Raw genomic sequence first — 12,747 nt, forward strand, 5'->3', positions numbered from 1 at the left:
GCTTTCGCCGGGATGAGCGGAAATTAGGGGAGATCAGGTCGAGGCCGAGGCCGGCGGCAGAACCAGGGCCACGCGAAGACCCGGCCCGTAACCTTCATAGGCGCCGGGGCCTTCATCCAGCACCACCCGACCGCCGTGCGCCTCGGCCACAGCCGTGACCAGGGACAGGCCCAGACCCGAGCCCGGTTCGGTGCGGCTGTTGTCCAACCGCACGAAACGCTGGACCACCCGCTCACGGTCCTCCTCCGGCACGCCGGGGCCGGTGTCGGTGACCGAATATTCGATCTCGCCGGACGACCGCCGCCGCGCCCGCAGCTTCACCGCGCCGCCGGAGGGCGTGTATTTGATGGCGTTGTCGATCAGATTGGCCAGGGCCTGGGCCAGGAAGGGCTGGTTGCCCTCGATCATCAGGCCGGTCTCGATCTCGGCCGAGAAGTCGATGTCCTTGTCCTCGGCCGCCGGTTCGTACAGTTCGGCCATGTCGGCGGCCAGGGCGGCGGCGTCCATCCGCTGGGGGTCCGGCGCCCCGCCCGATTGCAGCCGGGCGATGGCGAGCACGGTGTTGAAGGTCTTCAGCAGATGGTCCGCCTCGTCCAGGGCCACGCCCAGGGCGTCTACCCCGTCGATCTGGCCCGCCTCGGCGTCGATCAGGGCCACCTCCAGCTTGGCCCGCATCCGCGTCAGGGGCGAGCGCAAGTCGTGGGCGATGGCGTCGCCGGCGTGGCGGATGGAGGCCATGGACGCCTCCAGCCGATCCAGCATCAGGTTCAGCCCCTGGCTGAGTTCGTCAAGCTCGTCGCCGGAATGGCGGATCGGGGCGCGGACCTTCAGATCCCCCTCCTGCACGGCTGAGACGACCCGGTTCAGCCCGGCCATGGCGCTTTCGACCCGGCGGCTGATGTAGAGGCCGCCCGCAAGGCCCAGCAGGATGACCAGGCCCATGGCGCCCCACAGGGCCTGGGTCAGGCGGGCCAGATAGTCCTCGACGTCGCCGATGTCGGCCCCGACGAACAGATGTTCGCCGCCCGCCAGCCGGGTGTCGATGCCGATCGACTGGCGCCGCCGCACCCGGCCCTCGGCGTCGGTGTCGGTCAGGCGGAAGGGCTCCCAGTCGCCCGTATCGACCCCCTCGGGCACGTCGGAGATGTTGGCGGTGATGATCTTTCCGTCCGCCCCCTTCAGCACATACAGATAGGGGCCGGCGCGGATGGCGCGCTCGACCAGGGCCTGGTTCAGGGCGTCCAGGCCCCGGGTGCGATAGACGGCGGTCAGGGCCGCCCGCTCAGCCTCCACCTCCGCCTGGGCGCGACCTTGGGCCTCCGAGGCCGAGGCGAAATAGACATAGGCCAGGATCGCCCCCGCCGCCGCCACGAACAGGGCCAGGAACAGCAGCGTCAGGCGAAAGGGCGTGCGGCGAAGGAGGGAGGGAAGGCGCATGGGGCTTGTTAGTGGCGAGTGACGCGTGGCGAGTGGCGAGCAAGCGCAGGGACAGACAGGGGCTTGCGCGGGGCCTGACCATAAATCGCCGCTCGGTCGCCAGCCTCAATCATTCTCGCCACTCGCCACTAACCACGCGCCACTCCGAACGTCACGCCTCCAACCGATACCCCGCCCCACGCACGGTCTGGAGCATGGCGCGCTCGAAACCCTTGTCGATCTTGGAGCGCAGGCGGCTGATGTGGACGTCGATGACATTGGTCTGGGGGTCGAAATGGTATTCCCAGACCTTTTCCAGCAGCATGGTGCGCGTCACCGACTGGCCGGCGTGGCGCATCAGGAACTCCAGCAGCTGGAACTCGCGCGGTTGGAGGTCGATCTCTGTGGTTCCGCGATGAACCGTGCGGGCGATCAGATTCATCTCCAGATCGCCGACCTTCAGCACGGTCTGGACCCCGCCGGTCTCGCGGCGCCGCGCCAGGGCCTCGACCCGCGCGATCAGCTCGGCGAAGGCGTAGGGCTTGACCAGATAGTCGTCGGCGCCGGCCTTCAGGCCGGTGACCCGGTCCTCGACTTCGCCCAGGGCCGACAGGAAGAGGACCGGAGTCTGGTCCCCGCCCTTCCTGACCGTCTCGACCATGCCGACGCCGTCGAGACGCGGCATCATCCGGTCGACCACATAGACGTCATAGCCGCCCTTTTGCGACTCCAGCAGGCCGAAGGCGCCGTCCACGGCATGGGTCACCTCATGGCCGGCCTCGGTCAGGCCGCGCACCATGGCCGTCGCCGCCTCGGCGTCGTCCTCGACCACCAGAATCCGCATCGAAACCCCTCCCGGAATCAAAATCGCCGCCGATGGTAGCGCATCGGCGGCGATTCAGTGAGTTACGGCTTGGTCAGATTACCGATCAGTTCTTGGACAGTTCGATCTTCGGGCGGGAAGCTCGACGCAGCCATCTCCTCGGTCAACAAAAATTGACGAAGCGGAATACATTTTCAAGTTGACGACTCAACCACTAAAACGCGAACCAACTGAGCGCCACTTGGCATTCGACCTGGGAGATCAAACGTGAAGAGAACACTGATTGCTTTGAGCTTGTTGTCGTCAGCCATAGGTTCGTCCGCCCTCGCATCACCGACAGCGCCGTCTCACCAACCCACCTCCGTGCGGACGGTTATGGTCTGCATAACCAATCACTACCCAGATGGGGCGCCATTTTTAGACTGCCAGATCGTATATTTATACGACGACGAGATCATTCAAGCGTGATTTCTAAAAGTGAACAGCCCGCCATCAGAAATGATGGCGGGCTGTTTCGTGCTCTATTTTTTGAAAGTCAGCACATAGGGTACGTTGCCCTGACCCCGAACCCAGATCAGGAGATAAGCTCCGGATCGGCCAGACGCTTTCACCGAAGCTACGGCGTTTCGGAAGTCGTCCACGGTTCTTACGGGCGTATTCTGAACCTGCTGGACCACGACCCCTTGCCCAAGGCGGGCATCGACACCGGTTTCAACACCCATAATCGCCAAACCTTCGACGGAGGCCGGCGCGCCCAGACGTTGGCGCAGGGCTGGAGTGAGAGGAGTCAAGTTTAGACCTTCGACTGTGGCCGAAGCTCCCGAAGGATCGTTCGGAGCGGCTCCGCCTTGGCCGAGGCCGTTTTCGCTGTTCAGTTCCGTCTCAGAAGGGCGGGTACCGGATCGTGCCGTGATCGTTTGTCGGCGACCGTCACGCAGCACCTCCATCCGAAGCGTGTCTCCCGGCTTAGCCGCGCCAACTAAGCGCGTCAGCTTCGTCGATGAATCAATCACCTCGCCATTCAGCGAGACGACAAGATCGCTGAACCTGAGGCCAGCCTTGTCGGCCGGACCTTCAGGGGTGACCTCAGCAACGAGGGCGCCCTTCTGGTCGGCTTTCAGCCCCAAAGCACCCAACTCCTCGGTGGTTGGCGTACTGATTTTCACGCCGAGATAGCCTCTCTCAATCACCTCCCCACGCATCAAGCGCGACGTGATCTGCTTAGCGATTTCCGCCGGAATCGCGAAGCCTATGCCGACTGACGAGCCAGTTGGAGACAGAATGACGGAGTTGACACCAATAACGCGACCGTAGACATCAAAGGTCGGCCCGCCCGAGTTCCCGCGATTGATGGCGGCGTCGATCTGCAGAAAATCGGTGTATGCTGAAGAGGCATCCGGCAAGCTGCGGGCTTTCGCAGAGACAATCCCCGCCGTCGCCGTGCCGCCCAGCCCGAAGGGGTTGCCCACAGCGATCACCCAGTCGCCCACGCGGGGTTCGGCCGTTTCTTCAAAGCTGACGTATTTGAAGTTGTCGCCATCGACCTTGATCACGGCCAGATCGGTGGCCTCATCGCGCCCCACCAGACGCGCGGGCAGTTCGCGGCCGTCCGACATCTTGACCTTGATCTCGGTGGCGTCGGCGACGACGTGGTTGTTGGTGACGATGAAACCGTCCTGCGAGATGAAGAAGCCCGAACCGGCGCCCTGGGTGGTGCGGGGTTCGGCGTCTTCGCCATCGCTGCGGCCCTGGGGCGGGACGAACTGGAACGGCAGGCCGGGGATTTGGAAGGCGCCGCCCTGGGGCTGATCCACCTTGACCGTCACGTCGATCTGGACGACGGCCGGGGCGACCTGGTCGAAGATGTCAGCAAAGCTGTTGGGCGCGCCGGGCGGAGGCGAGAAGCGGTCGCCGTTGGCGGGGACGGGGGTGATCCGGTTGACGGCCTGGGGGTCGGCGTGGGCGCCGGGCCAGGTGACGATCCCGCCCGCCGTCGCTCCCGCCGCCAGGGTCAGGCCGGCCAAGGCCCCGAGAATGAACTCTTTGCGCTTCAGCATCTTGTTCTTGCGATCCTCTGTCGGGGCCGCGCCCCGTCTCGCTCTTGATATAGGCCGAACGGGCGTTACGCCAATTTCAGCGTTCGATGGTTGATCCCGACAAGCGCCCGTCGTGAGGCGAGGTTGCGTCCAGATCGCGGCGAAGCGTCTCATTTGCGAGAACTTCGTCCAGCCGACGCTCCTCCTCAGGCGAAAGGGGCGCGACCTCCGTCGGGCGCCGGCGCGCGCGCAGGATCAGCGCCCCCCCCGCCAGCAGGACGAGGACGAAGGGGCCGAACCACAACAGCCAGGTTCCGGCCCGCACCGGCGGGGTGAACAGGACATAGTCGCCGAACCGCCGGACCAGATCCTGACGCACGGCCTGATCGGAGGCGCCGGCGGCGATCTGTTCGCGGATCAGCCGGCGCATGTCGCCGGCGACGCCCGCCGGACTGTCGGCGATGGCCTCGTGCTGGCAGACGACGCAACGGACGTCCTTGAACAGAGCCTGGGCGCGGGCTTCCTGAGCCGGGTCGCTCAAGGGGCGGTCGGGGGCGGCGGCGGGCTCGGCCGCCGTCAGCATCAGGGCCAGGAGCGGCGCAGCCAGCAGGATCGAGAGCCGCCTCACGCCGGCCTCCGCCGTCGCGCGCCGACGCCCAGCCGCAGCCGGCGATCCAGCAGGGACAACAGGCCGCCGAAGGCCATGATCATCGGCCCGAGGAAGATCAGCCGCGCCCAGGGATTCCAGTACAGGCGGACGACCCAGGCGGGAGCCTCAGTCGTTCCGGCCCGCTCGCCCATCACCACATAGACGTCGTCCAGACCCCGGAAATCCAGCCCCACCTCGGTCGTGGTCTGGCCGCCTGCGGGGAAGAAGCGGCGTTCGGCCGTGACGGTCTTCGCCCGACCCCGGTCGTTTGACGGTCGCACGGTCAGACGCCCCTGTTCGGCCAGATAGTTGGGGCCTTCGACCACCCGGACCTGATCCAGCGTGACGGTCCAGGGCCCGGCGGAAACGGTTTGGCCCAAGGTCAGGGCGCGGGCGGCCTCGGCCTTGAAGCCGGTCTCGACCACCGCCCCCAGGATGAATACCCCCAGACCCAGATGGGCCAGGCTCATGCCCCAGGCGCCGAGCGGCAGACCCTTGAGGCGACGCAGGATCTCGGCGGTCGAGGCGCGGAACAGCCGCGCCCGTTCGGCGACCTCAGCCAGGGCGCCCAGGATCAGCCAGGCGCCCAGGCCGATCCCGGCGGCGGCCAGAGCCTTCTTCGGCGACCACAGGGCGTAGGCGGCGAGGGCGCAGACCAGGGCCAGACCCGCCGCGACCGCCAGCCTCTGCATCGCCCCAGGCAGGTCGCCGCGCTTCCAGGCCAGCAGAGGCCCGGCAGGCAGGATCAGGAAGGCGACCGTCATCAGCGGAACGAAGGTGGCGGCGAAATAGGGCGGGCCGACCGAAATGGTCGCGCCGGAGGCCGCCTCCAGGATCAGCGGATAGAGGGTGCCCAAAAGCACGGTCGCCGCCGCCGCCGTCAGGAACAGATTGTTCAGCACCAGGGCGCCCTCGCGGCTTACGGGTGCGAACATTCCGCCGCCCTTCAGCTGGGGCGCGCGCCAGGCGAACAGGGCGAAGGCGGCGCCGGCCGTGAGGCCCAGGATGGCCAGCAGCATCATCCCGCGCTGGGGATCAACGGCGAAGGCGTGGACGCTGGTCAGGACGCCCGATCGCACCAGGAAGGCGCCCAGCATCGAGAAGCTGAAGGCCAGAAGCGCCAGAAAGACGGTCCATCCCGCCAGGGCCCCGCGCCGCTCGGTGACCACCGCGCTGTGCAATAGGGCCGCGCCCGCCAGCCAGGGCATGAAGCTGGCGTTCTCGACCGGGTCCCAGAACCACCAGCCGCCCCAGCCCAGCTCATAATAGGCCCAGAAGGAGCCCAGGGTGATGCCGACCGTCAGAAAGGCCCAACTGGCCAGGGCCCAGGGGCGCACCCACCGGCCCCAGGCGGGCCAGAAGGCGGTCTGAGCCCGCCCTTCGATCAGGGCCGCCACGGCCAGGGAGAAACAGACCGAAAATCCGACATAGCCCGCATAGAGCAGCGGCGGATGGACGGCCAGGGCCGGGTCCTGAAGCAAGGGGTTCAGCGAGGCGCCCTGGAAGGGGGCGGGGTCCAGGCGGACAAAGGGGCTGGAGGTAAAGACGGCGAAGGCCAGGAACAGCGAGCCCAGAGCGCCTTGGGTCGCCACGGCCGAGGCCTTCAGCCCGAACGGCAGGCCGCGCGCGCGGGCCAGGACGGCGCCGAAGACCGTCAGGACCAGGCACCACAGCAAGAGCGATCCCTCGTGACTGCCCCAGGCGCCGGCGACCTTGTACAGCATCGGCTTGTCGGTGTGGCTGTTGGCCGCGACGTTGGAGACCGAGAAGTCCGAGATGACGAAGGCGTAGATCAGGGCCGCAAAGGCCAGGGCCGTCGCCGCCGCGGCGCCGATCGCCGCCCCTTCAGCCGCCCCGGCCAGCACGGGGCTGCGCCGGGCCCGCCCCGCCGCCGACAGCACGGTCTGAAGCACCGACAGGGCCAGGGCCAGGGCAAGGGCGAAGGCCCCGAACTCGACGATCATAGGCTTTCAGCCTGCGGCCTGCTTGAGCGCGTGGTCTCGGCCGCGCTATCGGCCTGCGGCCTATTTGAGCGCATGGTCTCGGTCGAGGTCTCCGGCCGCCATTCGCCCTTGGCCTTGATCCGGTCGGCGACCTCGCGCGGCATATAGTTCTCGTCGTGCTTGGCCAGGACTTGGCTGGCGTGGAAGACGCGGTCGGCGCCGAACGCCCCTTGCGCCACGATCCCCTGCCCCTCGCGGAACAGGTCGGGCAGGTCGCCGTGATACTGGACCTGGGTCGCGGCGATATTGTCGGTGACGGTGAAAACGACGACGCCGTCGCCAGACTTCCGCACGCTGCCGGTCTCGACCAGGCCGCCCAGCCGGATGTTGCGGCCTTCCGGCGCCTTGTCGACCGTAGCCTCGGACGGGGAATAGAAGAAGGTCACGCTGTCCTGCATGGCCCACAGCGACAGGCCGACCGCCAGGGCCAGGATCGGCGCCACGGCGGCGACGATCCACAGGCGACGGCGCGCCTTCGGCGATTTCGGCAGCCAACTCATGACTTAGCGGACCCGCTCCCCGACGGATTTTTCTTTCCGTCTACAGAGGCCGGCGCCCCGCGCCAACGGCTCATTCCGCCCTCGGCAGGCGGCGTTCCAGATCCTTGCGACGCGGATCGGCCGGATCGAGGGCGGCGATCAGCGGCGTCCACATGGCCCGCGTCTCGGCCGCATCCCCCCGACGCAGGGCCGCCTCGCCCAGGAAGAAGCGGGCGCCCAGCTGATCGGGATCGTGTTTCACCGCCTGGCGGAAGGCGGCCTCGGCGTCGGCGCCGATCTGGTCGTCATTGGCCCGCACCAGGCTTTCGCCCAGCCGCGCCCAGGCCTGGGCGTTCTCGGGCTCCCGCTCGATCAGCCGACGAAAGGCCGAGGCGGCGCCCAAGGGGTCGTCGGCGGCGAAACGGGCCGCGCCCAGCATGGCCAGGGCCTGGGGGTCGTTCGGTCGATCCTGGGCCGCGCGCGCCGCCACAGCCGCCAGTTGGGCCGGCTGCAGCGTCTCCAGCCGGGTGGACCAGTCATCCACCCGCCGCTGATAGGCTTGGTCCGGCAGGCCCGGCGATCCGGTCAGGACGTAAAGCCCCAGGGCGGCGGCCGTCGCGGCGGCGATCCCGCCCAGCACCCACAGCCGGTCGCGACGATCGGTCTTGGGCGCCGGCGTCGTCCCTGACTGCCCGGCCAGCAGACGCCGGGCCGCCTCGGCGCGCGCCGCCGCATGGGCGGCCTCGTCCAGCAACCCCCGCGCCTTCAGACGGTCCAGTTCGGCGAGTTCGCGCGCCCCGATCTGGGCCTGCGTCGCCGGAGTCGGGTCGGCGCCGGAACGGGCGCCGGTCAGCACCAGAAGGGCGGCGCCAGCCGCCGCGAGACCGGTCATTATCCAGAAGGCGATCATCCCCGCCGTCTATCGCATCAGGCGGCGGCGGGCGAGGCCCCTTGGGTCGCCAGAAGCGCCTCGGCGGCGGCGGCGCGACGTCGCACCGCCCGCGCGGCCTCCAGCGCGTCGATCAAGGTCAGGAACCGCGCCGCGACGCCGACCAGACGCAAGGGTCCCTCCGGCTGGGCGACCTGGCCGTCCGCCAGATGATCCAGGGCCTCATTGGCCCAGATGGACAGATAGTCGGTCAGCTCGGTCTTCAAGGCCATCCGATCCGCCTCGCAGCCGAAGACGACGGCGGCGCCCCTCAGCCCCCCGACGGCGTTCAGCAGGCCGGCGGCCGCCTCGACCGCCTCGCCCGTCGCGGGCGCGTCCAGCCAGGGCGAGAGTCGCGTCATCCGGCCGCTCAGCCTCTGCCGCTTCATCGGCAGGGCCGCATGGACGGCGGCCGAGGCGGACTTCATCAGGCCGGACATCTGACCCGCCACCTGGATCCGCGCCATCCGGGCGGCCCGGCCCCAGGGCGAGTCCGGCCGCAGTTGCAGACACAGGTCGATCTCGCCCAGCACCCCGGCGCACCAGGCGACCTCCTGAACCACCTCGGCCATGGCTGCCTCGTCCGGGCCGGGCCGGGCGGCGGCGATCCGTGCGACGCGCGTCGTGACCGAGGCCAGCAGACGTTCGACAAAGACGCCCATGTCCGAATGGCTCAGCATCGCCTCCTTATCGGCGAGGCGATTGGTGCGGGTCACGACACGCAGCATCCGTTCGGCGTCGGCGACATGGGCGAAGAGGATGTCGACCATCCGGCGCCCGCCTTCGGGCGAGACGGCAAGACAGTCCTGGATCAACAGGCGCAGTCCCGCCGCCTGTTCGTCGTCGGGACGGTCGAGCCAGGCAGGCAAACGCGGCGTAGCGGTTCGCGCCAAGGGGGCCAGGTCGAAACAGCCGGCGAGCTCCGCCGGGGTCGGAGCGGGGGCGGCGGCCGGCGACAGGTTCGAAACCCGCGCCGGCGGAGACGGATCGGCCCAAACGTCGCCGGGCCGATCCCGCAGCACAGCCGCCGCCCGGGCGCACAGCCGATCGGCGACCAGGGTCCAGTCGCCGTGCGACGGACCCGCCCCGTCCAGCAGGCTGAGATAGGGCTCGTCGCCGACCTTGGCCTCGCGCCAGAGACGGGCCAGAACCGGCCGGGGAAAGGTCAGGGCCGCCACCTGGTCGGCGCGCGGCCGGAACAGGGGGATCAGGGGCGCGAACGCCTGATCCCGGCGGGCGCGATCGCGGATTTCCGCCTGAATCAGGATCGCCAGCTCGCCCGCCTTGTCGCCCGGCAGTCCGCCGACAGCCGCCTCCAGCTGCGCCAGACCGTCATCGGGGCAGGCCTGGACGGCCGCCTCCAGGGCGGCGCGATGGGCGGCGGACAGGGCAGTCAAGACGGTTCCCTGGGTACGATTTGAGGCCCGACCCTGCACCAATGTGATTAACAACGGCTTGGCGCCCCTTGAGCCGGTCGCGCGGCGCGCCATATTCCCGCCACCACCACGCCAGGCGCCATTCGCCGCAGGAACGGGAGCGCCCATGCCGGTTATCGAGATCCAAGGTCTGACCAAGACCTATCCGTCGGGTCTTCAAGCCCTGAAGCGGGTCGATCTGACCATAGACAGGGGCGAGATCTTCGCCCTGTTGGGGCCGAACGGGGCCGGCAAGACCACCCTGATCTCGATCATCTGCGGCATCGTCAACGCCACCACGGGGACTGTGGTGGCCGACGGCCACGACATCCGCAAGGATTTCCGCGCCGCTCGGATGAAGATCGGCCTGGTGCCGCAGGAGCTGACCACCGACGCCTTCGAGACGGTGCTGGCCACCGTCACCTTCAGCCGGGGCCTGTTCGGCAAGCCGGGGAAGCCCGCCCTGATCGAACAGATTCTGAAGGACCTGTCGCTGTGGGACAAGCGCGACGCCAAGATCATGACCCTGTCGGGCGGGATGAAGCGGCGGGTGATGATCGCCAAGGCCCTGAGCCACGAGCCGGACATCCTGTTTCTGGACGAGCCGACCGCCGGGGTGGACGTCGAACTGCGCCGCGACATGTGGGCCATGGTGCGCAAACTGCGCGAGCGCGGCGTCACCATCATCCTGACCACCCACTATATCGAAGAGGCCGAGGAGATGGCCGACCGGGTGGGCGTCATCCTCAAGGGCGAGCTGATCCTGGTCGAGGAGAAGACCGCCCTGATGAAGAAGCTGGGCAAGAAGACCCTGACCCTGAACCTGGTCGAACCCCTGACCGCCCTGCCCGCCGACCTGTCGGACTGGGACCTGAGGCTGAGCCCGGACGGGGGCGAGCTGGAATATAGTTTCGACGCCAACGCCGAAGACACCGGCGTGCCCGCCCTGATCCGCCGGCTGGACCGGTTGGAGATCGGCTTCAAAGACCTGAACACCCGCCAGAGCTCGCTGGAAGACATCTTTGTCAGCCTGGTCCACCGCGACGGAGAGGCTGCCTGATGACCTTCAACGGATACGGCGTCTGGGCCATCTATCGGTTCGAAATGGCCCGGGCGCTGCGCACCCTGTGGCAGAGCGTGGTCACGCCGGTGATCACCACCGCCCTCTATTTCGTCGTCTTCGGCAGCGCCATCGGCGGGCGGATGGAGGCGGTGGACGGGGTGGCCTACGGCGCCTTCATCGTGCCCGGGCTGATCATGCTGAGCCTGTTCACCCAGTCGATCTTCAACGCCTCCTTCGGCATCTATTTCCCCAAGTTCACGGGGACCATCTATGAGATCCTGTCGGCGCCCGTGTCGTCGCTGGAGGTGGTGATCGCCTATGTCGGGGCGGCGGCGACCAAGTCGGCGGTGCTGGGGCTGATCATCCTGGCGACGGCGGCCCTGTTCGTGCCGCTTCAGGTGCTGCATCCGGTGATGATGCTGGCCATGCTGGTGCTGATTTCGGTGACCTTCAGCCTGTTCGGCTTCATCATCGGCATCTGGGCCGGCAGTTTCGAACAGCTGAACTTCATCCCCATGCTGATCGTCACGCCCCTGACCTTCCTGGGCGGCTCCTTCTATTCGATCGACATGCTGCCCGAGGGCTGGCGGACCGTGGCCCTGTTCAATCCGGTGGTCTATCTGATCTCAGGGTTTCGCTGGACCTTCTACGGCGCGGGCGACGTGGCGATCGGGATCAGCGTGGCCGCGACCCTGGGCTTTTTCGCCCTGTGCCTTGGGGTGGTCATGTGGATGTTCAAGACCGGCTATCGGCTGAAGGCCTAGACTTCCCAATCCGGGCGTCACGAAACCGGCCAGATCGCCAGCGATTAGAGCAACATGTCCGACGATAAGAAGACCGTTTCCGATCCAGCGCCCCAGCCGTCCCCTGGCGAACCCTTCGTCCGAAAGGCAGTCACCTGGGGTCGGATGCCCGTGACGACCTTTCACGTCGGCCCGGTGCCCGTCGCGCCCAATCCGCTGGACCGGATTCCGGATCGGCCGCCGCTGAAGACGCCGTTGACCACTGCGCCCGAGGGGCGAGCGCAAGGTCGGCAAGGTCAGGCGTCCGGCCTGCTTCAGGGCGGCCTGCAGCCGCAGCGCCCCGCGCCCGCGCCGCGTCCGAGAGCCGGCGCGAGCATTCTGGCCGGTTCGTTGATCCCTCAGGCCCGTCCCGCCCCGGCTGCGCCCCGACGCCCGCCCCGACGCCCGCCCCAGCGGATTCGACGCTTCGCCCGCTGCCCGCCGCGCCCCAGCCTCTTGCGGAGCCTGCGCCGTCCGCTCTGGAACGGCCGCCTGCCCAGGCGACGCGGCCCGAGACGGACGCCGCCGCCCCCCCTGTCGGCGCTCCTGTCGACGCCGCCCAGATTCCCGAGATCACGCCGACCACTCCCGTTGCACGTCGAGCAGAGAAGGCGCCGTCGCGTCTGCCGCTCTATGTCGGGGCTGGACTGGTCGTCGCCGCCTTGCTGGGCGGCGGACTGTGGTTCGCCCTGCGTCCCGCCCCCGCCCCTGCTCCCGCCGCCCCGCCGACAGTCCCGGCCGCCGCAGCGCCCATCCAGGCTGAAACCGCTCCGGCGCCCTCGGCGGCGGTGGTCGAGGCGGAAGCGCCCGCTGCCGAACCGGCGCCTGAGCCCGCTTCCACATCAGCGCCCGCGCCGGCCGAGACCACGCGGACACCCCCCGCGCCGGCCGCTCGCCCGACGACGCCTCCAGCCGCGACCGCGTCCCGCCCGACCCAGAGCCAGACCCAGACGCCCGCGACGACTCCGGCGCCCAGCCAAACGGCGCCGGCCGTCCAACCGCCGGCGGTGGTCATCGTGCCGCAGACGCCGCCCCCGACCGCCGCGCGCCCCACCCAGACCGATCCCGACGCCCCAATCGTCACCCGGCCCCAGCCGCTCGACTGAGATTTCGATCTCGTCTCCTCTCCAGTTCGCGGGGAGGAGACGACGGC

11 protein-coding genes are annotated in these 12,747 nt (G+C 68.5%); 3 read left to right on the top strand and 8 right to left on the bottom strand.

What is annotated here, in order from left to right; genetic code table 11:
• Positions 1–33: 33 nt before the first annotated feature.
• The 8 genes from JMT67_RS07645 to JMT67_RS07680 all read right to left on the bottom strand — a co-directional run bounded on the left by JMT67_RS07645 (position 34) and on the right by JMT67_RS07680 (position 9,731).
• A complete protein-coding gene (locus JMT67_RS07645) occupies positions 34–1,437 on the bottom strand; it encodes a sensor histidine kinase (RefSeq protein WP_054766678.1) in 1,404 nt (467 codons plus the stop codon).
• Between the two features lie 151 nt (positions 1,438–1,588).
• Entirely contained in the window at positions 1,589–2,260 is a 672-nt protein-coding gene (locus JMT67_RS07650) for a response regulator transcription factor (protein WP_182714964.1), read from the bottom strand.
• A 500-nt stretch (positions 2,261–2,760) separates the two neighbouring features.
• On the bottom strand, positions 2,761–4,296 hold the full coding sequence (locus JMT67_RS07655; RefSeq protein ID WP_054766680.1) for a trypsin-like peptidase domain-containing protein: 1,536 nt from the start codon (positions 4,294–4,296) through the stop codon (positions 2,761–2,763).
• 76 nt (positions 4,297–4,372) lie between these two features.
• Positions 4,373–4,903: a cytochrome c-type biogenesis protein gene (locus tag JMT67_RS07660; protein WP_201463132.1), complete on the bottom strand. Its 531-nt coding sequence runs from the start codon at positions 4,901–4,903 to the stop codon at positions 4,373–4,375.
• Positions 4,900–6,888: a heme lyase CcmF/NrfE family subunit gene (locus JMT67_RS07665; protein ID WP_201463133.1), complete on the bottom strand. Its 1,989-nt coding sequence runs from the start codon at positions 6,886–6,888 to the stop codon at positions 4,900–4,902. Before JMT67_RS07665 ends, JMT67_RS07660 begins: the two co-directional genes overlap by 4 nt.
• Positions 6,885–7,427 (bottom strand): cytochrome c maturation protein CcmE, encoded by a 543-nt coding sequence (ccmE, locus tag JMT67_RS07670; RefSeq protein WP_201463134.1) that lies wholly within the window; start codon positions 7,425–7,427, stop codon positions 6,885–6,887. The genes JMT67_RS07665 and ccmE overlap by 4 nt, the downstream gene beginning before the upstream one ends.
• Before the next feature lie 70 nt (positions 7,428–7,497).
• A complete protein-coding gene (gene ccmI / locus JMT67_RS07675) occupies positions 7,498–8,316 on the bottom strand; it encodes a c-type cytochrome biogenesis protein CcmI (RefSeq protein ID WP_201463135.1) in 819 nt (272 codons plus the stop codon).
• Positions 8,317–8,333: 17 nt separating this feature from the next.
• The gene (locus JMT67_RS07680; RefSeq protein ID WP_201463136.1) at positions 8,334–9,731 is read right to left on the bottom strand and encodes a hypothetical protein; all 1,398 of its coding nucleotides are present in this window, start codon (positions 9,729–9,731) and stop codon (positions 8,334–8,336) included.
• Positions 9,732–9,876: 145 nt separating this feature from the next.
• On the opposite strand from JMT67_RS07680, the gene JMT67_RS07685 reads away from it, so the two are divergent.
• The 3 genes from JMT67_RS07685 (at position 9,877) to JMT67_RS07695 (ending at position 12,700) form a co-directional block, all read left to right on the top strand.
• Positions 9,877–10,809 carry an ABC transporter ATP-binding protein gene (locus JMT67_RS07685; RefSeq protein ID WP_201463137.1) on the top strand — a complete coding sequence of 311 codons (933 nt, stop codon included), beginning with the start codon at positions 9,877–9,879 and terminating at the stop codon, positions 10,807–10,809.
• Positions 10,809–11,576: an ABC transporter permease gene (locus JMT67_RS07690; RefSeq protein WP_201463138.1), complete on the top strand. Its 768-nt coding sequence runs from the start codon at positions 10,809–10,811 to the stop codon at positions 11,574–11,576. The genes JMT67_RS07685 and JMT67_RS07690 overlap by 1 nt, the downstream gene beginning before the upstream one ends.
• Positions 11,577–12,256: 680 nt before the next feature.
• Complete coding sequence (locus JMT67_RS07695) at positions 12,257–12,700, top strand: hypothetical protein (protein ID WP_201463139.1); 444 nt, start codon at positions 12,257–12,259, stop codon at positions 12,698–12,700.
• Positions 12,701–12,747: the final 47 nt, after the last annotated feature.

The sequence above is a fragment of the Brevundimonas aurantiaca genome (assembly GCF_904830995.1).
In the GTDB taxonomy this organism is placed as follows: domain Bacteria; phylum Pseudomonadota; class Alphaproteobacteria; order Caulobacterales; family Caulobacteraceae; genus Brevundimonas; species Brevundimonas aurantiaca.